Genomic DNA, 23,914 nt, shown 5'->3' on the forward strand with positions numbered 1-23,914 from the left:
ATAAGGCGATTAATTTAATTTATAGGAAACAGTAACTTTTCCCTATTTGTATTGCGTATTTTTGTTTAGAACAATTAATTGAATCAAAGATAAAACATATGCAAATATTAGATAGTTTAAAATGGAGATATGCAACGAAAAAATTTGATGCAACTCGTTTTTTAGATGACAATCAAGTACATACATTAAAAGAAGCGTTTAACCTAACAGCGACTTCTTACGGATTACAACCTATTCGTTTGGTCGTAATCAAAAACAAAGAACTGCAAGAGCAATTAGTAGAACATTCATGGAACCAGCGTCAAGTAGCAGATGCTTCTCACTTATTGGTAATTTGTATAGAAAATACAGTAGATGAAGCCTATATAGACGGATACTTTGATCGTGTAAAAGCCATTCGTAATACACCAGATGAAATTTTAGCACCTTTTAAAGATTTCATGAAAAACTCTTTTAAAGACAAAACGCAAGAAGAACTAAAAACATGGTCTTCTAAACAAGCGTACATTGCTTTAGGAAACTTATTGACGGTTTGTGGTGCGGAACAAATAGATGCCTGCCCAATGGAAGGATTTGTACCAGAAAAATATAATGAAATTTTAGGATTGGATGCGCACGGACTTTCTTCGGTATTAGTATTGCCAGTTGGTTACAGAGCAGAAGATGATATGTTTTCTGATTTCAAAAAAGTACGTAAGTCTGTTGAAGAAAGTGTATTGGAATTGTAATATTTTGGCAAGATTATTGTTTTAAAGCAAGAAACATATATATTTGTCTAGTACCTTAACACCGTATACACATGAAGAAATTACTTTTTTTAGCCGTATTTTTTATTGGGTTTTCTGCCTTAGCACAGGAAGGAGTAAAGTTAAATTGGCTTACAGATTTTGAAGAAGCCAAAAAAGTTGCCAAGAAAGAAAAGAAGCCAATTCTTATCTATTTTACGGGAAGCGACTGGTGTCCACCTTGTAAAATGTTGAAAGAAGATTTCTTCTACACAGAAAAATTCAAAGAAAAAGCCAAAGATTTTGTTTTAGTTATGGCAGACTTTCCAAGACGTATTGATATCATTACTGAGGAAGAACGTCAGCAAAACAAAAAACTGGCTAAGAAATATAACAAGAAAAACAAGTTTCCAAATATTGTGGCGGTAAATCACAATGGGAAAGAATTAGACAATATCATGTCATACAATATGATGCGTGATACGTCGAGACATTATAAGTTCCTTGAAAAAATAATGAAAAACTATTAATAAGTTTTACATAAAAAATAACCTCTTTTCTATACTTTTGTGAGTAAGGAAAAGAGGTTTTTTCTTTTTATCATTAGCTAAGAAATAAGAGATTCTCTGTGTAATGATGATAAAAATTGATAGCATACATAATTAGAAAAATATAGACTATGCCAGGATTTGAATTATTTAGTGATGCAGAACGCAAAGAAGTACATGATGTACTTGATAGCGGAGTATTGATGCGTTATGGCTTTGATGGAATGCGTAACGGACATTGGAAGGCAAAAGAATTAGAACGTGCGTTAGAAACGCAATTTAATGTAAATCATGCGCAATTAGTATCTAGCGGAACTGCTGCAGTTTCTGTAGCTTTAGCGATTACAGGAATTGGTGCTGGTGATGAGGTGATAATGCCAACCTTTACCTTTGTAGCCAGTTTTGAAGCCATCATGATGTTAGGAGCAATTCCTGTATTAGTAGATATTGATGATACACTTACTTTAGATCCTGAAGCTATCAGAAAAGCAATTACGTCAAAAACAAAAGCAATCATGCCTGTACACATGTGCGGAAGTATGGCAAACCTAGATGCTATCAAAGCTATTTGTGATGAACACAACTTGATTTTAGTAGAAGATGCGTGTCAAGCCATAGGCGGAACGTACAAAGGAAAAGCACTAGGAAGTATTGGAGATGTAGGTTGTTTTTCGTTCGATTTTGTAAAAACAATGACCTGTGGAGAAGGTGGCGCTATCATTACAAATAACAAAGATTACTCAACAAATGCTGATCATTATAGCGATCATGGTCACGATCACATAGGAAGCGATAGAGGCGCAGAAACACATCCGTTTTTAGGCTATAACTTTCGTATTTCTGAATTGAATGCTGCGGTCGGATTGGCTCAAGTACGCCGTTTACCAGAATTTCTAAGCATTCAGAAGCAATACTATACAGTATTGCGTGAAGCTTTGGCTGATATTCCTGAAGTCACATTTAGAACCGTACCAGAAGGCGGAGAAGAAAGCTATGCGTTTTTAAACTTCTTCATGCCAGATTTAGACATCGCTCGTAAAGTAATGGCTGGTTTCAAAGAAAACGGTATTGATGTATGTTTTCATTACTACGACAACAATTGGCACTATATCCGTAAATGGGAACATTTAAAAGACTTAAAATCATTATATCCTATTTCGCAAGAAGTGAAAGACGGAATGAAATATTTAGACACAAAAACTTTCGATCAGTCTGATCATTATATTGCGCGTAACATTTCTTGCTTAATTAAAATGTCGTGGACAGCGGAAGAGGTTAGAAGCAGAGGTGCAAAAATGCGCGAGGTGATTTTAACTGCAGTTTCATAATTATATCATGTCGTCTCTTCGTGAAATAGCGATCTTTTTTGAAACAGAGCATCCTTTAAATCAAGAAGGTTTGCAAGAACTGTTTGATTCTTTTTCGGTTAAAAACTATCAAAAAGGAAGCATTATTCTTCATGAAGATACACTAGAGCATCAATTACGCTTTCTAAATCATGGGAATATTAGAGAATATTACGCGACAAAAAATAAGGAGACAAATATTAACTTTTACACAAAACCACAGTTTATTACAGACTTGTTAGCGTTTAATAATGATTCAAAAACACGAAAGTTTCAAGAATGCTTAACCGAAGTAGAATTGTTAACGATTGATAAAGCTAAATTCAGATCGCATCTAGAAAAATATACCTGTGGAAAAGAGTTTGTAAAAGCTTCATTTCAAAAATTATTCCGACACAAAGAATTATTAGAATACAATAGAATTACTAAAACTCCAGAAGATTTATACAAAGAGTTATTGATTTACAAACCAGATTGGCTGCAAAAAATTCCTCAATATCACATTGCTTCCTATTTAAACATCACTCCAGAAACACTGAGCAGAATTAGAAAACGCATTTCTTGATTTGAATCAATGCAAATGGTGTCAGCGTGCAATTTCTTTGCGTAAACAATAGAAAAACACGTTATCATGTTAAAAATACACCATTTCAGAAATGCCACTTTTGTTATAGAAACAACCACTGATGTTATATTGGTAGACCCAATGTTAGGACCCAAAGGAATCATGCCGCCATTAACATTTTTTAGAGCCAAAGCAAGAAAGAATCCTATTGTCTCACTTCCCGATTCTTGTAATACTATTTTACAAAAAGTTACTCATTGTCTAATCACACATAGACATCCTGATCATTTGGATACTGCGGCGATTGATTTCTTAAAAGAAAACTCAATACCTGTAACATGCAGTTATAAAGATGAAAAAATATTAAAAAAGAAAGGGCTAACGGTTGTAAATGCGCTTACCTATAAAAAACAAACTTCTTTTTTAGGAGGAACCATTGAAGGAATTCCTGCAAAGCATGGTTACGGATTTGTAGCAAAACCTATGGGAAATGTAATGGGTTTTTATATTGAATTGCCTAATCAACTATCTATATACATAAGCTCAGATACAATTTATACCAATGCAGTAGATGAAGTCTTGAAGTTGAATAAACCCGAAATTACCGTTGTAGCTGCTGGAAGTGCACAATTTGATCTATTTAGCCCTGTATTAATGACGATGGATGATATTTTAACGTTTGTTAGAAACTCTCCTAAAAAAGTAATTGCAAATCATTTAGAAGCTATCAATCACTGTCCAACAACTCGAAAAGGATTGCGAACGGAACTAGAAAAACATGGGCTTTCGGAAAAAGTACTCATTCCTATAGATGGAGAAGTGTTAACGTTTTAACTATAGTTGAGAAATTTGGTGGTTCAATTGATAGAAAGGTATTTCAAAGTACTTCTCGATACAAATTTGTTGTACAAATTCACTCGAAGTGACGTTTGGGGAAGTTGGTTGAGAAGTTTGGTGGTTCAATCAATAAGCAAGGTATTTCAAAGCACTTCTCGATACAAATTTGTCGTACAAATTTACTCGAAGTGACGTTTAGGAAAGTTGGTCAAGAAGTTTGGTGTTTCAATTAATAGAAAGATATTTCAAAGTACTTCTCGATACAAATTTGTCGTACAAATTCACTCGAAGTGACGTTTGGGGAAGTTAGTCAAGAAGTTTATGAATCCAATCAACGAATCATAAAAAAAATAAAACTTAACCCAAAAAACTACTCCAAAGCATCCAATAACTCCAAGGCTTTTTCATACTGATAATTTGTTGGAGAAGCCGTAATGGTATGTAAAGTCTTTCGTAAATTCTCGGTATCTTCTGTTTTTAAGTAGATGAGTGCCATGTACCACAAACCTTTGCTGGCATCAATGGTATTGCTTTCGGAAATGATTTTAAATACTTCCAGTGCTTTTGTGTGTGCATTTAATTGTGCTAAGGAAAAACCTTTGTAAATCAATACATTGGTTCTGTCGGTAGTAGCTGTGCTCAAAAAAGTATCAGCAGCTTCAATGCATAACTCATACTGTTTATCGTTGTACAAAAGCTCAATTTGTTCTTTTGTATTTGTGGTATTCTCATCTTGCACGATAAAAGAAGGAGTATCATTCCAAGTAGCATAGGTAGCATACAGTTCTTGCAAACTAGGTTGCGCTGTCAATTGATACACAATTGTTATAAAAAGCATCACAAAAGCAGCAGCCATAGGAATCCAATACTTTTGTAAAGTAAAAGGCTTTTTAGGTTTCTCAAAAGCAGTAGTAGCCTGTTGTTTAATCTTCTCTTTAAACTCAAGCACATCGTCTTCTTGATACCATTTTTTAACGGTATCGTAATGACTGTTTGTAGTTGTATGCGTAAGCCAATCATCTTCACTCATAGCTTGTTGTAACTGCATACTCATTGTTACGTACGCTTTCAATTCGTTATCATCAAGTTGTTCTTGTTCAAACACACGAAGTTCTTCTGGTGTCATTTCACCTTTCAAAAAGCGTTCGGTTTTTAATTCCCAAAGAAAATCTTCCATGCTTACTTGTTTTTTAATTTATTGAATCTAGGATCCGATTGTATCATTTTAAATAATTTGGTCTTACAACGAAATGTTTTTTGTCGCGCTGCATTCTCGTTCGGATACTTCAATCTTTTGGAAATCTCAGCGTATGAAACCTTGGCTAAAGTCAACTTAATAATAGTTTTACAAGTTTCTTTCAATGATTCTAATTTCTCTTTAAAAAGATCCCATTGCAATTGCTCCATATGAAAGCGAGCCAAATCAACAGGTTCATCAATAAGAGTCTCTGAAGTAAGTTTTGTTACGCTGTTTCGAGAAGATTGCTTGATCCATAGGTTTTTACAAACTGAAAATAGGTAGTTATCAAAGGAAGAAATCTGTAATTTCTCCTTTTTTAGTAACGTATATAAGACCAATAAACCATGCTGAAAAATATCCTTTGCTTGTTCTTTCGTTCCGCTATTTTTTAACACATAGGTTTCAACTCCGTAATAATTTTTGACATACAGTTGTTGCATAAAAGCAGCATTTCCTTGTAAAAATTTACGAATACTATCTTCGTTTTCAGCCATTTAAAAAGGTGTGATTATTTTTTTTGATAAAAAACCGTAACAAAGATGCTAAAAATACTCTATATGAAAAAACAGCGTCTAACATCCAACACGCAATACCAAAGTTGGATATGATTTAAAATTAACCTTACAATGAAAAAAACCATTTTCGTATTACTAATCTTAGCATTTTTTAGCTGTAGCACAGACGATCAACAAGTTGTAAATGAAACAACGGCATTAACAGAAAAAAACCAGTCCAATACCAATGACTATAACGATAATCATTGGGGAACCGTAAATGCTTACTACCTTAACAATAGAGAAGCAGTGAGAATTTGGATGCAATACGGACAATACAAAGCAGTAAAAAGAAATCAGATTGACCGAATCAAATTCACCAAAATACCTGGCAGATCTGTATATTATGCAGATCCAAATCCTGTAATAGATCCAACAAGACCTAATGACGGAATTCCTGGAGTATTGGTTAAATGTGACGATGAAGACGATTTAATAAATAGTACTGATTGGTGGGCAATTGCTTTAATGGACGGTGCTTTAAGTGTTGATGAAGCTGTGGCTTATGAGCAAGAACAACAACAAGAAACCGCAAATAATAATGGAGAAGCTATCTTTTTTAAAGTTTGTTACAACGGATTATTCATAAAAAGTATGTTACTATTGCCAGAAGGCGGCGTTATAGGAAGTCCTGACGGTGTCGTTACAGAACCTGGTACTTTGGCTGGCTCTTGGAGCCCAGAATAAGCTGTAAGTCTATATTTTTAAATAGGCTTTATTATCTTTCTCCTAACTAAATCTTTATAGCATGAAAAAAATACTATACTTTAGTCTAATTATATGTTTAATGAGTTGCCAATCAGAACGTCTTGATATGAATTCTGAAGCATTCACTATACAAAAATCTTCAAGTACTGCTGCAAACAAACAAACGGAAACTGTAGTCATACGGTTTACGGAAGGATTATCTATAACAGAAAAAGCGGCCATAAGAGCTTCTTATGGTGTTGTAGCTTATGAAACTTGTTCTTGTGGTGATAAAAACCTTGAATCGTGGGATTTAGAAGATATCTATGAAGGTGCTACCATCGAAGAACGTGTAAGTTCAATGGAGCAAGATCCGGTAATGGAAGGTGCTGACTTTAATTTCAATATCAATATATCAAGTCAAGTACCAACAGTAGCTGCAGCGACAACCATACACTACCAACAAATACTTTCAAAAATACATTCACAAAAAGCGGATGTATGTATTGGTGTATTAGACACAGGAATTGATCCGTCATATTTTGGATTTCAGCAACCATTTTTACACAACAGTTCTTCGGATGAAGAGAACTGTGATGGAGATTTTTTTGGATGGAATTTTGTCGATAATAATCATATGCCAATTGATGATAATGGACACGGAACTATTGTAAGTTACTTAGCATATCAACAATTAGAAAATACAGGAACAAATTTCGAAATACTACCTGCAAAAGCTTTTGATGCTACTGGGAATGGTTCGTTATTTAATGTTGGCTGCGGATTAAGTTATCTCATCAAAAAAGACGTGAATATTATCAACATGAGCTTTGGATGGACGGAAACAGCTTCTACCATTATTGGTGATTATATCAAGGAAGTAGAGCAACGTATATTAATTGTGACTTCCGCAGGAAACACAGGCGCTAATAATGATGTAGTAGCTCATTATCCTTCGTCGTATACCACAAGAAACATTTTGGCAGTGACTGCTGTAAATAATGCAACACCACCAAACCTTGTAGTATCTTTATCTAATTACGGACAAGTATCTGTAGATATTGCAGTAAAAGGTGTCGGGCTTCCATTTTATACAATGCCAGATGCAGCACCAATATCAATAACAGGTTCGTCATATTCGAGTGCAAAAGCTACAGGTTTTGCAGCTTCAAAATATCATGCGAGCATGGAATTATCTGTTTTTTATGATAAAATATTAATAGATAAAATACAATCTGACGGCTTACATCAAATTAAATATGCTTCCTATTTAGATTTATAGTATTTTAGGATCTTCTAGCAAAGAAGATCAACAATGAGTATACCAATACGTAGTAATATCTGTAGTTTCCAAAAACGATTGCTATATATTGGTATACTTTTTTATATGCTGCAAGGAATTGCACAAACGCAAATAGAAATAACCTACGATTCTATCTACAATCTTTCCATTCCCGCTACAGAAAAGATTGCTATTTTTAAAAAAGTGATACTTCCCGCTACAGCGGATGATAAAGAAGCGTTTGCAAATGTTTGTTATCGTATAGCAGTGTTGTGCTACAATGCAGATCGAAAAAGCGGCATTCCTTTTTTGCATAAAGAACTAAGTTTGCGACAACAACTCGAAAAGCCAAACAAGAAACTAATCGCAAAAGCTTATTACAATCTGGGTAACTTTTATTGGTTTCAAAGAGATTACAACAATTCACTAAAGTATCACGACAGTTTAATTTCTTATGTAACAATACCCGATAAAAGATGCGGAATTGCTTACAATACCATGGCACGTGTGTATAAAAATACAGGTGATTATCAACGTGCGTTGGATTACTTTGCACAATCTGAAGCAATTCTAAAAAAAGTAAAAGCGCCCAAAAGCTTATTAGACACATATATTAATAAACTGAGTTTATATGTAGCACAAAAATATCGCATTACACCAACAGATTTTAAAACATTAGAAAACGAAGTTTTACAACTTGTAGAAGAAGTAAATGCCAATGATAATCAACGTTTAATGATTCTTTTCAATTTAGGAGCTATCTTGTATACAAATCAAAAAAACGAAGCTTCTTTAGCATATTACAATCAATCGTTACCCATTGCAGAAAAACTACAAGATTCATTGCGAATTGCTCAAATTTATACTAACAAAGCACTAATTCACGCAAAAAAAGGAGCAACAGGAGAAGCTTTTTCAATGAATGAAACTGCACTTTTATTTACAAAAGATGAAGCCAACCAAAAAAGTATTATCTATGATAATTTGGGAGATCTTTACATAGCATCAAAACAGCATAAAAAAGCTTTGACATATTATAACAGCGCTATGAATGCATTACTTCCGTTTGCATGGGAGAATAACAAAAATCTTCCTGACTACGAACGTATTATTGCTTCGCCTGAACATACAGCTATAGTGTCATACCTTATTGATAAACAAAACGGATGGCTCGATTTTTATGATGCTACACAAGATAAAAAGTATGTGTTGGCAGCAGAACAAACTTTGCAACTTATTGATAAAATCATTGATCATTTATACTTTGAAAGCAAAGAAAAGCTCTCAAAATTATTCTGGCGAAAAAAAGGAGCAAAGTTGTATGTAAATGCCGTTAAAATATGTTATCTCTTAGAAAAACCTGAGCAGGCTTTTTACTATATAGAAAAAAACAAAGGAATATTGCTTTTAGATAATATCTCAGCATTTGCGGCGAAACGAATTGCAAAATTGCCACAAGAAGTGATCGATAAAGAGTATGCTTTGAGTAAAAAAGTAAAAGACTTAGAACAAAAAATAATTTCTACAACAACTTCTGATAGTCTAAAAGAACACTATTTTACAGCAAAAGAAAGCTACTACAAATACATAACTGAAATAGAACAAACCTATCCTGAATACCAACGATATCGTACAAGTTTACCAATGCTGTCTGTAGAAAATGTACAGAAAAAATTAGCAGAAAACGAAGTTGTTATTGCCTATATATTAGGAACGGAAGTTGGATATGTATTGTTGATGAATCAAAAAATGAAGAAAATAGTTCCGTTGAATCATCTGAAGCAATTAAAAAATAGACTTTTTGCATTTCAAAAACTATACACCAAACCTTTTGAAACAACTCGTGATGCTGCAAACTTTCAACAACTAGGAAATGAAATCTATCAAAATTTGATTCCTTTTCAAGAGGACACTATTTATTCAAAAGCAACCAAACTCACGATAATTCCTGATGGATTCATTCATGCACTTCCGTTTGAAATATTACCAATAAATATTTTAGAAAGCGAGCAAAATTCATACCTCATCGAAGCGAAAGAAATAAGTTATCGCTATTCATTCTCACTTGATGAAAAAAATAACGAACAGCCAAGCAAAGATGTTTCAAAAAGTACAGCTTTTATGCTTGCAAATTTTCAAGATAGTACACTAACACGCTTAACTACAAACCCTACGAAACTCTTTAATAACGCTACTTTTATCAATGAACATGCAACCAAAAAAAGCTTTTTAAACGCTTACAATACAAGCTCACAATTGTACATATCTACACATGCAGGAAATACAAATGATGTTCCTTGGTTGGCAATGTTTGATGAAAAAGTATATCCAAATGAACTATACTTTTTAAATAACCCAAAAGCACTTGTAGTATTGAATGCTTGCAAAACTTCTGCAGGAGTTTTTAAAGAAGGCGAAGGAGTCTTTAGTCTTACAAGAGGTTTCCTGAATTCTGGTAGTAAAAGTGTTGTGGCTACCTTGTGGAATTTAAACGAAAAATCAGGAGCAGAAATCTTAAAAAGTTTTCGTTCAAATATAGAAGCTTCTCAAAGCAAATCTAAAGCCTTGCAAAATGCAAAACTTGCGTATTTAGAAAAATACAAAAATACCAGTCAAAGTTCACCGTATTATTGGGGCGGAATGATCCTAACGGGAAATACGGAAGCTATACCAACGCCAATAAACATATGGAAAATCATAGGTTTGAGTATGGCAGCTGTCATTATGATTGCTTTTTACCTTACATATAGAAAACGTAGCAATATCAATAAATCATCTGAAAACATTAAAAATTCTTTGGATGACTTTGACTTAGAGGAAGAAAATAGTAGTTTTAAAAATAATTAAATTCTTAAATAAAATAGGATTGGTTATGATAGAAATAACAGGAATTTCTGTTGTATGTAATTAACTGAATGAAAGATATGAGTTGGGATTTATTTGTTCAAGATTGGGGAGATGTGAATTCGTTGGATGAAATTCCAGACAATTTTAACCCAAAACCCATTGGTAAAAGATCTGAAATAATAGATAAGATGAAAGAAGCAGAACCTACTATTGATTTTTCAGATCAATCATGGGGCCGACTTGACAATGATCAATTTTCGATTGAGTTTAACATGGGAGAAGAGGAATTATTAGATGGATTTACTATGCATGTTAGTGGAAATGAAATGGCTTTTCCGTGCATAGCTAATATCCTCTCGGAACTAGGTTTAAAAGCAGCAGACGGATCAAGTTCAAATTTCTTTGATATTGAAGATTCCAAAAATGACATGCAAAAATGGATCGTTTATAGAGATAAAATTTTGAATAAATAAAACGAACACATAACAAGGTGTAAAACCCATTTTATACTAAGCGTTAGGAATAATTTGAATGAAAGAGCAACTAATCAAATCAATTTCAAAATATATTAAATTAAGCTCCGAAGAAGAAAATTTAATCGAAACGTTTTGGGCAGAAAAAACACTTGAAAAAGGGGATTATCTATTGAGAAACGGGGAAACTTGCAGAACGGATAATTTTGTTCTTAATGGAACATTGAAAGCTTTTTACATAAACTCCAAAACAGGAAGGGAAGAAATCCTATACTTTGCAATTGAAAATTGGTGGGCAACAGATATTGATAGTTTTCAAAAACAAAAGCCTTCGATTTATAACATCCAAGCCATTGAAAAAACTAAATTAATACAGATTCGTTATGACTCTTTTCAAGAAATGTTAACAAAAGTTCCAAAACTTGAACGCTTTTTTAGAATCATTCTCGAAAATTATCTTGGAAGTTTACAACGGAGAATAATCTTAAATAACATTCTTGATGCAGAACAACGATATTTGGATTTTTTAGAAAATTACCCTAAAATCTCAGAGAAAGTCCCCAACTATCTAATTGCATCTTATTTAGGAATTACAGCCGAATTTTTGAGTAGAATGCGTAAAAAAATCAAAGCGTCTTAAACTACATCAATTTTTTTCACTTTCCCAATTGAGAACTTTGTCTCATAATCAAAATTTACGAATATGAACAAAGTATTAATCATCAACGCAAGTGTAAGAAATGAAAAATCCCATAGCCGAAAACTAACGCAACTTTTTGAGGAAAATTGGAAAAAGAAAAATTCTGATGACAATTTTACTCACCGAGAAGTTGGATTGGAGGAAATTCCACCAATAAATGAAAAATGGATTGAAAGTGCATTTATCAAACCAAGGGAAAGAACAAAAGAAAACCAGTCAGGAGTTGAGTTCAGCAATGAATTAGTTAAAGAATTTAAAGAACATAATATTTACGTTTTAGGAACGCCAATGTACAATTGGTCAATACCGAGCGGGCTAAAATCTTATATAGACCAACTTATGAGAATTAATGAAACTTGGAAATTCCGTTCAGGAAAACCTGACGGAGATTATGTTGGAATTCTTGAAAACAAAAAAATGTTCATTCTGTCAAGTCGTGGCGACACAGGTTATGGAGAAAATGAGAAAAACGAACATATGAATTTTCAAACCACCTATTTGAAATTCGTCTTCGGAATTATGGGAATAAAAGACATTTCTATAATCTCATTAGATAATGAAGAGTTTGGTGGAGAAATATTTGAGAACTCCAAAAAGAAAATCTATCAAAGGATTAAACAGATATAAAAACTGTTGCCAACAATGTGTGTAAGCAATAGCGGTTTAAGTGTAAACTTGAACCGTTTTTCATTTTATTAAAGTATATTGCTTTCCGAAAAGAAGTAGATGAAAACCCGTTATTGCTCATGCAATCACCGTTATAGACAATTTAAAACACGTATCAAATTAGAATGAAAGTCAAAAAAATAAAGAAATATATTTACGAATTTTTATCTGTCTTTTTCGCTGTAACATTTGCATTTTTATTAGACAGATGGAATCAAAATAAAAATGAAAGGTTGACCGAAAAAACGATCTTGACTGAAATTTACAACGGATTAGAAAGAGATAGTATTGATTTACACAACGACGAAAAATCAATAAAATATAACCTAAAAGCCGTTAATTATTTTAGAAAAATTGTTGATAATGTAGAAGTAGACAACGATTCATTAGCAACATATTATTTCTATTTAACGAGAGATTTTGTAACGATTCAGAATACTTCAGGCTATGAAACTCTAAAATCTGTTGGTTTAGAAATGATTGAAAATGACTCGTTAAGAAAAACCATAATCGATTTATATGAAGTGAGGTATAAATTACATAAAAAATTTACCGAAGAGTATGATGAGAATAAATACATGAGGAACTATTTCGAGAAAATCAACAACTCCATTTCGCCAAACTTTAAGTACGATGAAACAGGAAACATTATTGGCTTAAAACAACCTTTAAATCTAAGTGAGAAAGAAAAAAACTTGATTAAAAGCTACTTATGGAGACTACAAATTAATAGGCTTGACAGAGAAAGTGCCATAAAAGCAAATAAAGCTAAAATTGGAGAGATACGAGAATTCATTAAAGAAAACATAAAATAGATTTCCTGTAATAACGTGTACAATTAATTGCTAGTACTAATCAAAAGTCTTTGCAAATTTTCTATTCGGTTTGTAATTACTAACGTCAGTACTTAACCAAAATCAAGAATTAAAACCTTTAAACAAGGTTTATAAGATGTTTTACTATCAATTAGAAAAAAATGCAGAAACTAATATTATTACTGTTTTTTCCGATTTTCATATTTTCTTGCGGTGAAAAACAAAACTCAAATAAAAAAACAGAAATAAAGGAAATAGTAGAACAGAAAGGTCAAATAAAACCTAAAAAATCCGATACAGTCATTGAAACTAAAGAAACAAAACAATTAATAGAAAACAATAAATCTTCTAACTGTAAATGTTTCAATGGAATTGGTTCAACTAAAGGAGACAAACCTTCTCTGATTTTTAAATTCTTAAATGGAAGCTCAGTCAATGTTTGTGGTTATTATGATAAGGAAATTCAAGAAGATAAAAATCTTATAATGTCAGAATTTAACATATTTGACTGTTTAACTGGAAAATCTTATGTTGAATATGACGCTACTCAAACTTGCCGAATTAAAGAAACCGAAAATTCATTAATAATTGAAGAATTAAGGTATCTTCCAAGTGGAGAGAATTGGAGTTGGGAGCTTATACAGATAGCTGAACAAAAAGTTTCAAGTAATACTACTGAAATAATAGTTTCAGAAATTACTCCTAAAATAAAAACTATAAGAATAGACCCAAAAACACAAGCCGATTTCTTGAATTCAATTAAAAAAGGACAAGGAATTAGTGATGAATGGGAATTGGAAATAGGAAAGCTAGTTGTTGTTGCATTAAGTGGAAATGAAAGCGCCTGGAATATTTTAAAAGATTACGAAAATTATACAGGAGAAACCACTGATGGCGCAGTAGCCGAAACATGGAAAGAGGCGGTTTCACTTGTGAAATGGATAAAGGGAAAATAAGTGTTGGTAGCATGGTGCGTAAGCATAGCTAATAAGTGTTTAACCGAGAAGTTTCTGTATGTTTATAAATAGAAATTAAAAACAAAATATAAAAATATGACTTTGTCTTAAACTGAAAAATTAATTATTGGTAATCAGCTACTACTCATACATAAACCATTACTGCACACATGAAAAAAATCGTACTCACTTCTATATTTATTCTTTTCATTTTGGCTATTTTTAGAATAGTTACTTATCCGAATTTTAAAAAACTAAAAACGGATTTAAACGTTGTATATAATTACCCAACTGAAAGAGATTGGAAATTGACTTACGACTCAGACGTTGAATTTGAAAAACAGAGCGGAATAAACTTTATAAACGAAATTGCGCAACACGCAGAAATTTACTCAGGTTATTTTAGTCTTTCTAAAAAAATAAACAAGAAAGACACTGAAAAGCTGGTTAAAATATTAAATGATTCGACATCATATGTTTGGGGGAAAATCGAAACTTTCAAACCGAATCAATCAATTATATTTTATGACCAAAACGATAAGGTAATTGGTATTACAGAATTGGATTGTGCAAAGCGACAAACCCATTCTTCACCAATGACAAGGACAATGAAATGGGGATTTTTATCCTATGCTGGAAGAGATAGTATCTATGAAATAATAGAGAAATACAAGTAGTAAACTTTAAGTATGTTTAAGAAAAATCAGAATGGAATATTAAGAATATAGAAGTGCATAATATAAGAAATGCAGGGAAATATAGAGTTATTCAAGTTTTTACTTATTGAATTAAAACTGAATCGAAATAGAAACAAGGTACAACAATATGTGACTAGAGTTACGGTATATTCTACAAAACCCAGATTCACTCGCAAATTTAAGGTCAGTTAACTGATGATTACATGAAACTATTGTAGGTGAATTAAAAAATGAGCAATAAAGGAAACAGACATAACAAGAAATGGTTGATTTCAAGACTTAAAACTTCTGGGAGTAAGAGAAGATATGTTGATGATAGTGACTATTCGGATACCAGAAACTCAAAGAAAAATAAAAATTGGGAGGAATTGCCAACTTTTGAAGGCATGGGGCAAAGTTTTAAATTCTTTAATAACAAAATAAACTACGGATTGTTGATACGATTTTTGAGAGATAAAAACGGATCAAATTGGAATAATGTTGAAAAAGAAGTGTCAGATAGAATACCTAATAAATTAAGTGAGTATAAGGATTGTTTAAAGTGGTTTGTTGCCGATTTAATTGAAAAAAGAGAAGATGGACTTTGGGATAAAAGAGAACAGAAATATTTGCTACTCAATCCAAATATACCTTATGATTGGAACATTCATGTTTACAAAGAATTTTATGTTGATCCTGACTCAAACGTATTAGTGAGAGTTCCTGATTTTCCTTCCAAAAGAAAAACCAAAGGAATGGATACAGAAGAATTGCGAAAATTCAGAGAAACCGAAAAGAATTCAAAGTTAAAACAAAAGCAATCCAAAAAAATAGAACAAAAGAAAGCTGCACAAAAAGTTCAAGAAATTTTACAAAACAAAGAAGAATAAAAATTTGCCGCACCAAAACCTAACATTAAATGCAGCTTATGCTAAATGTTAACTACAATCTCAAACATAAAACCATTAACATAAATTAAAAAACGATGGGCATATTTGATATTTTTAAGAAAAAGCCAAAGTTTATTGATGACTTATTTGGAGAAATGGGATACACAAAATTCAAAGATTCTTCAAAGAACTTTTATGATGGGGAAGTGAATTTTCAAGGAAAACGAATTGGAATTAGTGTTGTCGCTGATGAAAATGGACCCACCAATAAACAAAAAGAATTCTTTAAAAAGTTGGACGATGAATATCATGAAATCAAAGAAACCATAATACTACCATTCTTAAAAAAAGAATTGAAAGACAATATTCAAGATGCTGCACTGAATGAGTTTGATGAAGAATTTGATTTTGATGGAATATCAATTGGTCGGATTCAAAATAATAAAACAGAATGGTCAATAACGTATGATTCAAAAGCAATGAGACATTATGTTTCAATAGATTTTGAGGGAATGGAACCAAAATATATGACTATTGATGGATAAATAACTTGTGCTAATAGTAGAAAACCACAATAAAAAATGAAAAGGGTAATTATTATATTGATTTTGATGTTCATGTCTATGGCTGGATTTGGACAGGTTGGTTCAGTCCGCGGAAATCAATTTGAACTAAAAGGAAAGATAATCAACAAAATTTCAGAGACTCCTCATTGTGGAATAATTGCGTGGGGAACAGTTATCGAATTTGAAATAATTAAATTTTCTGATACTACTTATAAGCGTGATTCAATAGGAGTGATTTTTACTTGCCCCGAATTCTATAAAGATGGGTTTTTTGAAGTTGGAAAAATCTATACTATGATTATTGCTGATGAAAATCAAGCAGACTTTGGTTGGACTATTCCAAATGAATCTATCTTGACTAAATATAAATTAGACAAAAAGCTTTGGGTAATTAAAGTGGATAAAAAAGAATAAAATCATTAAAGCTAAGAAAGTTAATACAATCAGAACATCAAAGCTCTTCTGGATAGCCTTACTAAGTTTATCAAAGCAAAACTTCCAAAGCCGAACTTTTTAAATTGAAGATTTATGAGTAATAAGTTATTTATAAAAGAACACTCTTCTTTACGTCACAACTTAAAATCGAAACAACCTTGAATCATTTTTAAATCGAGCGAAGCAAATCTAAAAAGCTATTCCTCCAAGACCAACGATTCCGAATTGATACAAAAACGCAAACCACTTGGTTCAGGTCCATCAGGGAATACATGTCCTAAATGTGCATCGCAAGTGCTACAAGTCACCTCTACACGGATCATTCCATACGACGTATCTTTAATATAATTGATCACATTATCTTTTACAGGTTCTGTAAAACTTGGCCAACCGCTACTGGAAGTAAACTTCAAATTAGAATCAAACAAAGGCGTATTACAACATACACAACTATACACACCCGGATCGTAACGACTGCAATGCTCTCCAGAAAAAGCACGTTCTGTTCCTTTCTGACGTGTAATATAAAATTGTTCAGGAGTTAACAGTGCTTTCCATTCTGCTTCAGTTTTCTCTACACGTGTATCGGGTTTCTTATTTCCATGAGATGCATAGTGTATAATATCTTTCCAAGTAAGCATATATTTCTTTTTCTTTCATGCAAAGATAATGATTTATGAACTAAGCTAATATACGTCACTGCGAGGAGTTCGCGACATGGTACTTGTGCTGAGCTTACTAGAAGTAGTCTGTTCATTATATAACAAAATAGTTTTTTGAAGCCACAGATTGCCACACGTTTTCCAAACGTTCGCAAAGACGTTTCTAATTTTACGAAATTCATCTGATCATGTTATGATACGTCACTGCGAGGAGTTCGCGACGTGGCAGTCTGTTTATTTATATAGCACAATCGTTCTCTCAAACGTTCGCAAAGACGTTTCTAATTTTACGAAATTCATCTGATCATGTTATGATACGTCACTGCGAGGAGTTCGCGACGCGGCAGTCTGTTTATTTATATAGCACAATCGTTTTCTCAAACGTTCGGAAAGACATTTCCTGATTAATCGAAATAAAATAACCAACCTTCAGCTAAATCTTTCCACTCTGGATTCTCTTTATAAATAAGTTCTTCTTTACGTTTACGATTTCCTTTTTTTAATTGCTTTTCTCTAAAAATAGCTTCATTCATCGATTGAAACTCTTCAAAATAAACTAATTTATTACAATTATACTTAGTAGTAAATCCTTTATGTTTTTTTGATTTATGTTGGTATATTCTCTTTGTAAGATTTGATGTTACACCTATATATAGAACAGTATTATTTTTATTCGATAATATGTATATACAAGGATTTTTCATGTAATAAATATAAGTTGTTTTTTTATTAAATAAGAAACGTAATGATCTGATACTTCATTGCGAGGAGTTCGCGACATGGTACTTGTGCTGAGCTTACTAGAAATAGTCTGTTCATTATATAACAAAATAGTTTTTTGAAGCCACAGATTGCCACACGTTTTCCAAACGTTCGCAAAGACGTTTCTAATTTTACGAAATTCATTTGATCACATCTATAACCAAATTAACACACATTTAAGGTATTTCAATTGCAGAGTTAAAAAGGAAATATTAAATTTGATACTATTAAATACCGAGAACACATGGAAGAATTCAAACAAGCATTGCCCGTTAGCGCTCTAAAAGAAGAAGCTAGAACGGCATTTTACAAAAAAACATATACATACTTAGCCTTTGCCGTATTACTATTTATCGTGGTAGAATATCTATTTCTACAAGTTGATTTTATTGTCAACATAGGATTAAAAATGATGCAAGGTTGGACATGGCTAGTCGTCTTAGGAGGATTCATGTTTGTCACCAACTATGCCGAACGTATGGCATTAAGTTCCAAAAACAAAACAATGCATCATGCAGGATTATTTCTGTATGTAATTGCAGAAGCCTTCATCTTTGTTCCGTTAATCTACATTGCTATAGAAGTATCGGGAGCAAGACAAACAGACATCTTAAGTCAGGCAGCAATCATGACACTAGCATTATTTGCAGGGCTGTCAATGGTAGCTTTTACTACTAAAAAGGACTTTTCATTCCTAAAATCGATCATTACCATAGGAAGTTTCTTAGCTATAGGATTAATAGTTGCAGGAACACTCTTTGGAGGTTTCGAATTAGGATTATGGTTTAGCGTAGGAATGGTTGTATTAGCAGCAGGATCTATCTTATACCAAACATCTAACATGATTCATAAATACGAAGAAGATCAATATGTAGCGGCTTCATTAGGATTATTTGCATCCTTAATGTTACTATTCTGGTACATAATCAGTATCTTTTTAAGTGAATAAATAAAAAACACATCCACTATATATCAAAGCCGCTTTGCAGTCATGTAAAGCGGCTTTTTTTTACACTGAGCGGAGCCGAAGTGTTGCTATAATAAGTCACTGCGAGGAGTTTTCGACATGTTACTTGTGCTGAGCTTAGTCGAAGTAGTCTGTTTATCATATTGCATAATCGTTTTTTAAAGCCACAGATTGCCACACGTTTTTTTAAACGTTCGCAAAGACGTATCTAATACTACGAATTTCATTTGATTATGATACGTCACTGCGAGGAGTTTGCGACGTGGCAGTCTTAGAGTTGAAGTACATATTGTGTTATATGATAAACAGATTACTACAGTTATATTCCGCAAAGAAGCAGCCCTAAAAAACAGGTAAACTCAGCACTCATTTCTTAAAAAGAGTTAATTCTGTAAGAAAAGGAAAACTTGCGTTCGGATGTTTTCCCTGAATTTACCACGCTTAAACACTATTCATAGGAATCGTTTCAAAAAAATAGTTGAGATTCACACTATGAAAGCAATAGGTACCATGTTTTCATACTGAATATTAACATTAAAACGAAACAAAAAATGCCAGTAAAATTCAAAGTAATTCAAAAGAAAAATCCGCAAGACTTGGCAGCAACTCCAAAAAGTTATGCCATTGCGGTAAGTGACGGAACAGTAGACATTGATAGACTATCTGTATTAGTAGGAGATGGTTCTACCGTACGACAAAATGATATCTATGCAGTAATCATTGGATTAGTCAATGTCATTCAAGGAGAATTGAGCGAAGGTAGAAGTGTCAACTTAGGAAAACTCGGAACCTTTTCTATCGGTATCAGTAGCAATCCTTCTGATACGCCTGAGGAAGTAGGGGCAAGCAACATCAAAAGTGCAAAAGTCAACTACCGTCCAGGGAAAGAATTAAAAAATATGCTCAAAGTATTATCCTATACCAAAGTAAGTTAAGCAGAAGTTTAGCTTTTTTAAGGTAGTATTTCAACTAAAAGCACTTAAGGAATATATAATTCTTTAAGTGCTTTTTTTATGCTTTAAAATTGAATCTATATAATTATTTATTTGACTGATAATTAGTTGTTTGCGTGAATCGTAAAAAAGCAGCGGAGGTTTTACCAAAAACCTCCGCTGCTTTTGGTAAAAACCTCCTGTGGTTTTGTGTAATACCTAAGGAGGTTTTTTTGCGGGGTTGTTTTGGGGTAGAGTTTAGTGGTTTTCTATTCATAAAATGGAGCAGAAAAGATGTTTTTTGTTAACTAACTGTGCGTAAAATGTTATTTAGCATTATTTGAAACGTCCTTATGAGGAAGTCTATTGATTTGTTAATCTGCTTATCGTATAGTAGACATGTTCTTTGAAGTAATGTGTTAATGCCTAAAACACATTGATAAATTATCAAACAACCACATTCTAGAATGTGGTTTTCCGTAACGTCAATTTATGAATTAGCTGTATTATTGAATTCATACTATTAAAAGTGTACTAAAAATTAAAGATACTTTATGTTTTTTGATGATATTCCGTAAGGTTATTAGTTCAAATTTATAATTAATACTATTTTTAAGTTTTAAAGACTCCATTAAATAATGACCCAAGAAAATATAAAGAAATTAGAAGCTGAATTATGGGATGCTGCCGATGATTTAAGAGCGAATTCCAAATTAACTGCTGCTGAATATAAAGATCCTTTGTTAGGATTGGTATTGCTACGCTTTGCACAGAATAGATATGAAGATGCAAAGACTGAAATAGATAAAAACTTACCAATCAATCCTCGAACAGGACAAAAGCGTGAAGCAAAAAAAGAAGACTACACAGGCGCAGGTGCTATTTTGCTACCTGAAAAAGCCAAGTATGATTACTTAGCCAATTTACCTGAAAGTGAACCTATAGCACAAGCAATCAACAATGCAATGAAGTTGATTGAAGCGGAATATCCTGAACTGGAAGGAATTTTACCGAAAAGCTATCAAGAGTTTGATGATAAGCTACTGCGCGATTTGGTACGTGTATTTAACAAAGATGCTGTAAAGCAAGCCAAAGGCGATGTGTTTGGACGTATTTATGAATTTTTCTTGATGAAATTCTCCATGCAAGGCGCAGGAGCACAGGAAGGAGGTGAATTCTTCACACCACCATCTTTAGTTGATTTGATTGTCAACTTTATACAACCCAATCATGGTATTGTACACGATCCTGCCTGTGGTTCGGGCGGAATGTTTGTACAAACGGCACACTTTATCAAAAATCATGAAAATAAAAGTGTCAACGAAGCCATTACGGTATATGGTACAGAACTAAAGAGTAACAATACACGCTTGGCAAAAATGAACTTGGCAATTCATGGGATAGAAGGAAAGATTATAGAAAGCAATAGTTTCTATACCAATCCGCATGAGTTGACAGGAAAGTGTGACTTTGTCATGGCAAATCCACCGTTTAATGTAGATAAAATTGATGTTAAAAATAAATTCCTTACAGAAGATGAACGCTTGCCTTTTGGACCGCCACTTACAGGAAAAGGAACCATCAGCAACGGAAACTATCTGTGGATGCAATACTTCCACAGTTACTTAAATAATACTGGACGTGCAGGTTTTGTCATGGCAAGCTCGGCAACAGATTCAGGAAATGCAGACAAACGCATTCGTCAACAACTCATTGAAACAGGCGATGTTGAATGCATTGTAGCCATTAGTAACAACTTCTTTTATACACGAAGTTTGCCGTGTCATGTTTGGTTTTTCAATAAAGGAAAATCTAAAGAAAATAAAGACAAGGTTTTAATGATTGATGCCCGAAATACTTTCCGAAAAGTTAGTACTACGGTCAATGACTTTAGCGAAGACCAACTAGAAGGACTTACCGCTATCATGAATGCCTTTAGAAATGATAATCTGACTCTGAGCGGAGCCGAAGAGTCTTTGAAACAAAATAAGTGGCTCAACGAACATTTTCCAAACAACACCTACCAAGACGTAGAAGGCTTATGTAAAATAGCCACGCTAGCAGATATCAAAGAACAAGATTATAGCTTAACTCCAGGGCGTTATGTAGGCGTAAAGATTGATATAGATATGGACTTTGATTATAAAGGCCGCATGCAGGAAATTCATAAAGAATTAGCAGAACTTAATACTGAAGCCAATGCTTTAATGCAACAAATTCAATCGATGAAGTTATGAGAGATGGTTGGAAAAGAGTGAAAATTGGAGATTTAGGTCAAGTTATAACTGGAAATACGCCACCTAAAAAAGATCCTTTAAATTACGGAAGTGAATATCCTTTTATTAAACCAACTGATATGGACATTGATAGAAGGTATGTTACAACTTGGGATGAAAACTATTCAGAAAAGGCATTTAAAAAATATAAGAACTCATATATTCCACCAAAAGCAACTGGAGTTGTTACTATTGGTACTGTTGGTGAAAAAATATTTCAAGCAGATAGATATTGTTTCACAAATCAATCTGTAAATGTTGTAATACCTAACGATGATTATGATGAAGATTTTGTGTATTACGTTCTTAAAATTAATCTTCCAAAAGTTTTAAATGCAAACCCTGGTACAGCTTCAGGAAGACATCATGTAAGTAAGTCTAATTTTTGTGCTATTAAAATTGATGTTCCAAAATCAAAAGAAACCCAACGCCAAATAGCGTCCATTTTATCCGCTTATGATGATTTGATAGAAAACAATCTCAAGCGAATCAAGCTTTTAGAAGAACAAGCACAGCAAACCTATGAAGAATGGTTTGTACGTATGAAATTTCCAGGATATGAAACTGCGAATTTTGATACAGAGAGTGGTTTGCCTGTTGGGTGGGAGAAGTTAGAGCTTGGTAGTTTGATAAATCTTCAATCTAAAATGATTAACCCTAAGTCCTTAAACAAGAATACACCATATATAGGTTTAGAGCATATTCCTAGGAAATCAATTACATTGTCCAATTGGGAAACTGTAGAAAAAGTTAATAGTTCAAAATATAGATTTAAAAAAGGAGATATACTTTTTGGAAAAATTAGACCTTATTTTCATAAAGTTGGTGTAGCTCTGATTGATGGTGTAGCTTCTTCAGACACCATAATTTTGCGACCTAAAAAGAATAATTTACATGGCTTAATTTTACAAACAGTTTACAGCAATCACTTTGTTGATTCAGCAACACAATCATCTAATGGAACTAAGATGCCTAGAGCTAATTGGGAAGTTCTTCAAAAATATCCGGTAATTATTCCAAAAGATAATTTGATTCAAGAATATAATAAAATAGGTGCTTATATTTTAGAATTAATTTCAACATATGTAAGCCAAAACCAACGCCTACAAGAAGCCCGCGATATTTTATTACCGCGTTTAATGACTGGGATGATAGATTCTTCGACATGTTTGGGACAAGGTGTTTCATAGGTTTTAGGGAATGAAATGAAAGAAAAAAAAGAGAAAAAGTGACGTTTACTATTTTTCTACATATTTATTCTAAAAGAAAAATATGATTGAAGAATTTATAAAAGAAAGAATTATACAATTAGAAACGTATGTTACTAATTTAAGAACCATGATTACAAAAGTAAATAAAGAAATACTAGCACATGCATTTGTGCCTAATGCGCTGCAAAAAGCACAAATAAGTTATTATGCGAGTCAAGGAAGAAGGGCTTTGAAGAGTATTGAAATATTGAAATTAATATTGTTGCAAAATACGAGTATTAATAAATAAGAACTT

Annotated in this window: 26 protein-coding genes; 22 read left to right on the top strand and 4 right to left on the bottom strand. The window is 32.8% G+C overall.

The features are described from left to right. The first annotated feature begins 98 nt into the window (after positions 1-98). The 5 genes from ACOQOS_RS00225 (at position 99) to ACOQOS_RS00245 (ending at position 4,018) form a co-directional block, all read left to right on the top strand. Positions 99-728 (top strand): NAD(P)H-dependent oxidoreductase, encoded by a 630-nt coding sequence (locus ACOQOS_RS00225; protein WP_420572947.1) that lies wholly within the window; start codon positions 99-101, stop codon positions 726-728. Between the two features lie 71 nt (positions 729-799). Continuing rightward, on the top strand, positions 800-1,255 hold the full coding sequence (locus ACOQOS_RS00230; RefSeq protein WP_420572948.1) for a thioredoxin family protein: 456 nt from the start codon (positions 800-802) through the stop codon (positions 1,253-1,255). Positions 1,256-1,404: 149 nt separating this feature from the next. Beyond that, positions 1,405-2,601, top strand: coding sequence for a DegT/DnrJ/EryC1/StrS family aminotransferase (locus ACOQOS_RS00235; RefSeq protein WP_420572949.1), 1,197 nt, complete (start codon positions 1,405-1,407; stop codon positions 2,599-2,601). 7 nt (positions 2,602-2,608) lie between these two features. Next, positions 2,609-3,184, top strand: a complete 576-nt coding sequence (locus tag ACOQOS_RS00240) for a Crp/Fnr family transcriptional regulator (protein ID WP_420572950.1) — start codon at positions 2,609-2,611, stop codon at positions 3,182-3,184. A gap of 66 nt (positions 3,185-3,250) precedes the next feature. Next, a complete protein-coding gene (locus ACOQOS_RS00245; protein WP_420572951.1) occupies positions 3,251-4,018 on the top strand; it encodes an MBL fold metallo-hydrolase in 768 nt (255 codons plus the stop codon). A 373-nt stretch (positions 4,019-4,391) separates the two neighbouring features. On the opposite strand, the gene ACOQOS_RS00250 is transcribed toward ACOQOS_RS00245, so the two are convergent. Together ACOQOS_RS00250 and ACOQOS_RS00255 are read right to left on the bottom strand one after the other, a co-directional pair. After that, entirely contained in the window at positions 4,392-5,198 is an 807-nt protein-coding gene (locus ACOQOS_RS00250) for a hypothetical protein (protein WP_420572952.1), read from the bottom strand. Between the two features lie 2 nt (positions 5,199-5,200). Then, positions 5,201-5,755 carry an RNA polymerase sigma factor gene (locus ACOQOS_RS00255; protein ID WP_420572953.1) on the bottom strand — a complete coding sequence of 185 codons (555 nt, stop codon included), beginning with the start codon at positions 5,753-5,755 and terminating at the stop codon, positions 5,201-5,203. 132 nt (positions 5,756-5,887) lie between these two features. Between ACOQOS_RS00255 and ACOQOS_RS00260 the strand changes: the two genes are divergently transcribed. The 12 genes from ACOQOS_RS00260 (at position 5,888) to ACOQOS_RS00315 (ending at position 16,788) form a co-directional block, all read left to right on the top strand. Next, positions 5,888-6,502 carry a hypothetical protein gene (locus tag ACOQOS_RS00260; RefSeq protein ID WP_420572954.1) on the top strand — a complete coding sequence of 205 codons (615 nt, stop codon included), beginning with the start codon at positions 5,888-5,890 and terminating at the stop codon, positions 6,500-6,502. A 61-nt stretch (positions 6,503-6,563) separates the two neighbouring features. Further along, complete coding sequence (locus tag ACOQOS_RS00265) at positions 6,564-7,784, top strand: S8 family peptidase (protein WP_420572955.1); 1,221 nt, start codon at positions 6,564-6,566, stop codon at positions 7,782-7,784. Between the two features lie 33 nt (positions 7,785-7,817). Then, the gene (locus ACOQOS_RS00270) at positions 7,818-10,631 is read left to right on the top strand and encodes a CHAT domain-containing protein (RefSeq protein WP_420572956.1); all 2,814 of its coding nucleotides are present in this window, start codon (positions 7,818-7,820) and stop codon (positions 10,629-10,631) included. A gap of 77 nt (positions 10,632-10,708) precedes the next feature. Continuing rightward, positions 10,709-11,104 carry a hypothetical protein gene (locus ACOQOS_RS00275; RefSeq protein ID WP_420572957.1) on the top strand — a complete coding sequence of 132 codons (396 nt, stop codon included), beginning with the start codon at positions 10,709-10,711 and terminating at the stop codon, positions 11,102-11,104. Positions 11,105-11,162: 58 nt separating this feature from the next. Continuing rightward, positions 11,163-11,744, top strand: a complete 582-nt coding sequence (locus ACOQOS_RS00280; RefSeq protein WP_420572958.1) for a Crp/Fnr family transcriptional regulator — start codon at positions 11,163-11,165, stop codon at positions 11,742-11,744. A 63-nt stretch (positions 11,745-11,807) separates the two neighbouring features. Beyond that, positions 11,808-12,431: an FMN-dependent NADH-azoreductase gene (locus ACOQOS_RS00285; protein WP_420572959.1), complete on the top strand. Its 624-nt coding sequence runs from the start codon at positions 11,808-11,810 to the stop codon at positions 12,429-12,431. Positions 12,432-12,595: 164 nt separating this feature from the next. Further along, on the top strand, positions 12,596-13,285 hold the full coding sequence (locus ACOQOS_RS00290; RefSeq protein ID WP_420572960.1) for a hypothetical protein: 690 nt from the start codon (positions 12,596-12,598) through the stop codon (positions 13,283-13,285). 161 nt (positions 13,286-13,446) lie between these two features. After that, on the top strand, positions 13,447-14,241 hold the full coding sequence (locus ACOQOS_RS00295; protein WP_420572961.1) for a hypothetical protein: 795 nt from the start codon (positions 13,447-13,449) through the stop codon (positions 14,239-14,241). A gap of 170 nt (positions 14,242-14,411) precedes the next feature. Continuing rightward, entirely contained in the window at positions 14,412-14,918 is a 507-nt protein-coding gene (locus ACOQOS_RS00300; RefSeq protein ID WP_420572962.1) for a hypothetical protein, read from the top strand. 251 nt (positions 14,919-15,169) lie between these two features. Then, on the top strand, positions 15,170-15,808 hold the full coding sequence (locus tag ACOQOS_RS00305; protein ID WP_420572963.1) for a hypothetical protein: 639 nt from the start codon (positions 15,170-15,172) through the stop codon (positions 15,806-15,808). A 95-nt stretch (positions 15,809-15,903) separates the two neighbouring features. Beyond that, entirely contained in the window at positions 15,904-16,353 is a 450-nt protein-coding gene (locus ACOQOS_RS00310) for a hypothetical protein (RefSeq protein WP_420572964.1), read from the top strand. Positions 16,354-16,431: 78 nt separating this feature from the next. Beyond that, positions 16,432-16,788 (top strand): hypothetical protein, encoded by a 357-nt coding sequence (locus tag ACOQOS_RS00315; protein WP_420572965.1) that lies wholly within the window; start codon positions 16,432-16,434, stop codon positions 16,786-16,788. 218 nt (positions 16,789-17,006) lie between these two features. Here the strand turns inward: ACOQOS_RS00315 and msrB are convergent, their stop codons facing one another. Both msrB and ACOQOS_RS00325 read right to left on the bottom strand, forming a co-directional pair. Continuing rightward, a complete protein-coding gene (gene msrB, locus ACOQOS_RS00320) occupies positions 17,007-17,450 on the bottom strand; it encodes a peptide-methionine (R)-S-oxide reductase MsrB (RefSeq protein WP_420572966.1) in 444 nt (147 codons plus the stop codon). Between the two features lie 425 nt (positions 17,451-17,875). Further along, positions 17,876-18,175 (bottom strand): GIY-YIG nuclease family protein, encoded by a 300-nt coding sequence (locus tag ACOQOS_RS00325; protein ID WP_420572967.1) that lies wholly within the window; start codon positions 18,173-18,175, stop codon positions 17,876-17,878. A gap of 302 nt (positions 18,176-18,477) precedes the next feature. Here ACOQOS_RS00325 and ACOQOS_RS00330 point away from each other — a divergent pair, with 302 nt between their 5' ends. From ACOQOS_RS00330 to ACOQOS_RS00350, 5 genes are all read left to right on the top strand, one after another. Then, entirely contained in the window at positions 18,478-19,182 is a 705-nt protein-coding gene (locus ACOQOS_RS00330; RefSeq protein WP_420572968.1) for a Bax inhibitor-1 family protein, read from the top strand. Between the two features lie 569 nt (positions 19,183-19,751). Then, the gene (locus ACOQOS_RS00335) at positions 19,752-20,135 is read left to right on the top strand and encodes an HU family DNA-binding protein (protein ID WP_420572969.1); all 384 of its coding nucleotides are present in this window, start codon (positions 19,752-19,754) and stop codon (positions 20,133-20,135) included. A gap of 635 nt (positions 20,136-20,770) precedes the next feature. Further along, positions 20,771-22,369, top strand: a complete 1,599-nt coding sequence (locus ACOQOS_RS00340) for a type I restriction-modification system subunit M (protein WP_420572970.1) — start codon at positions 20,771-20,773, stop codon at positions 22,367-22,369. Continuing rightward, complete coding sequence (locus tag ACOQOS_RS00345; RefSeq protein ID WP_420572971.1) at positions 22,366-23,598, top strand: restriction endonuclease subunit S; 1,233 nt, start codon at positions 22,366-22,368, stop codon at positions 23,596-23,598. The genes ACOQOS_RS00340 and ACOQOS_RS00345 overlap by 4 nt, the downstream gene beginning before the upstream one ends. Positions 23,599-23,680: 82 nt before the next feature. Then, positions 23,681-23,908 carry a hypothetical protein gene (locus ACOQOS_RS00350; protein WP_420572972.1) on the top strand — a complete coding sequence of 76 codons (228 nt, stop codon included), beginning with the start codon at positions 23,681-23,683 and terminating at the stop codon, positions 23,906-23,908. Positions 23,909-23,914: the final 6 nt, after the last annotated feature.

Source organism: Kordia sp. (assembly GCF_965224175.1).
GTDB lineage: Bacteria > Bacteroidota > Bacteroidia > Flavobacteriales > Flavobacteriaceae > Kordia.

Excerpts from the sequence above, each read along its gene's own strand:
- ACOQOS_RS00340 (WP_420572970.1), top strand. The coding sequence starts at position 20,771 with ATGACCCAAGAAAATATAAAGAAATTAGAAGCTGAATTATGGGATGCT.
- ACOQOS_RS00350 (WP_420572972.1), top strand. The coding sequence starts at position 23,681 with ATGATTGAAGAATTTATAAAAGAAAGAATTATACAATTAGAAACGTAT.
- ACOQOS_RS00265 (WP_420572955.1), top strand. The coding sequence starts at position 6,564 with ATGAAAAAAATACTATACTTTAGTCTAATTATATGTTTAATGAGTTGC.
- msrB (WP_420572966.1), bottom strand. The coding sequence starts at position 17,450 with ATGCTTACTTGGAAAGATATTATACACTATGCATCTCATGGAAATAAG.
- ACOQOS_RS00295 (WP_420572961.1), top strand. The coding sequence starts at position 13,447 with ATGCAGAAACTAATATTATTACTGTTTTTTCCGATTTTCATATTTTCT.
- ACOQOS_RS00240 (WP_420572950.1), top strand. The coding sequence starts at position 2,609 with ATGTCGTCTCTTCGTGAAATAGCGATCTTTTTTGAAACAGAGCATCCT.
- ACOQOS_RS00230 (WP_420572948.1), top strand. The coding sequence starts at position 800 with ATGAAGAAATTACTTTTTTTAGCCGTATTTTTTATTGGGTTTTCTGCC.
- ACOQOS_RS00235 (WP_420572949.1), top strand. The coding sequence starts at position 1,405 with ATGCCAGGATTTGAATTATTTAGTGATGCAGAACGCAAAGAAGTACAT.
- ACOQOS_RS00330 (WP_420572968.1), top strand. The coding sequence starts at position 18,478 with ATGGAAGAATTCAAACAAGCATTGCCCGTTAGCGCTCTAAAAGAAGAA.
- ACOQOS_RS00255 (WP_420572953.1), bottom strand. The coding sequence starts at position 5,755 with ATGGCTGAAAACGAAGATAGTATTCGTAAATTTTTACAAGGAAATGCT.
- ACOQOS_RS00260 (WP_420572954.1), top strand. The coding sequence starts at position 5,888 with ATGAAAAAAACCATTTTCGTATTACTAATCTTAGCATTTTTTAGCTGT.
- ACOQOS_RS00305 (WP_420572963.1), top strand. The coding sequence starts at position 15,170 with ATGAGCAATAAAGGAAACAGACATAACAAGAAATGGTTGATTTCAAGA.
- ACOQOS_RS00335 (WP_420572969.1), top strand. The coding sequence starts at position 19,752 with ATGCCAGTAAAATTCAAAGTAATTCAAAAGAAAAATCCGCAAGACTTG.
- ACOQOS_RS00300 (WP_420572962.1), top strand. The coding sequence starts at position 14,412 with ATGAAAAAAATCGTACTCACTTCTATATTTATTCTTTTCATTTTGGCT.
- ACOQOS_RS00345 (WP_420572971.1), top strand. The coding sequence starts at position 22,366 with ATGAGAGATGGTTGGAAAAGAGTGAAAATTGGAGATTTAGGTCAAGTT.
- ACOQOS_RS00285 (WP_420572959.1), top strand. The coding sequence starts at position 11,808 with ATGAACAAAGTATTAATCATCAACGCAAGTGTAAGAAATGAAAAATCC.
- ACOQOS_RS00280 (WP_420572958.1), top strand. The coding sequence starts at position 11,163 with ATGAAAGAGCAACTAATCAAATCAATTTCAAAATATATTAAATTAAGC.
- ACOQOS_RS00275 (WP_420572957.1), top strand. The coding sequence starts at position 10,709 with ATGAGTTGGGATTTATTTGTTCAAGATTGGGGAGATGTGAATTCGTTG.
- ACOQOS_RS00225 (WP_420572947.1), top strand. The coding sequence starts at position 99 with ATGCAAATATTAGATAGTTTAAAATGGAGATATGCAACGAAAAAATTT.
- ACOQOS_RS00250 (WP_420572952.1), bottom strand. The coding sequence starts at position 5,198 with ATGGAAGATTTTCTTTGGGAATTAAAAACCGAACGCTTTTTGAAAGGT.
- ACOQOS_RS00270 (WP_420572956.1), top strand. The coding sequence starts at position 7,818 with ATGAGTATACCAATACGTAGTAATATCTGTAGTTTCCAAAAACGATTG.
- ACOQOS_RS00315 (WP_420572965.1), top strand. The coding sequence starts at position 16,432 with ATGGCTGGATTTGGACAGGTTGGTTCAGTCCGCGGAAATCAATTTGAA.
- ACOQOS_RS00310 (WP_420572964.1), top strand. The coding sequence starts at position 15,904 with ATGGGCATATTTGATATTTTTAAGAAAAAGCCAAAGTTTATTGATGAC.
- ACOQOS_RS00290 (WP_420572960.1), top strand. The coding sequence starts at position 12,596 with ATGAAAGTCAAAAAAATAAAGAAATATATTTACGAATTTTTATCTGTC.
- ACOQOS_RS00245 (WP_420572951.1), top strand. The coding sequence starts at position 3,251 with ATGTTAAAAATACACCATTTCAGAAATGCCACTTTTGTTATAGAAACA.
- ACOQOS_RS00325 (WP_420572967.1), bottom strand. The coding sequence starts at position 18,175 with ATGAAAAATCCTTGTATATACATATTATCGAATAAAAATAATACTGTT.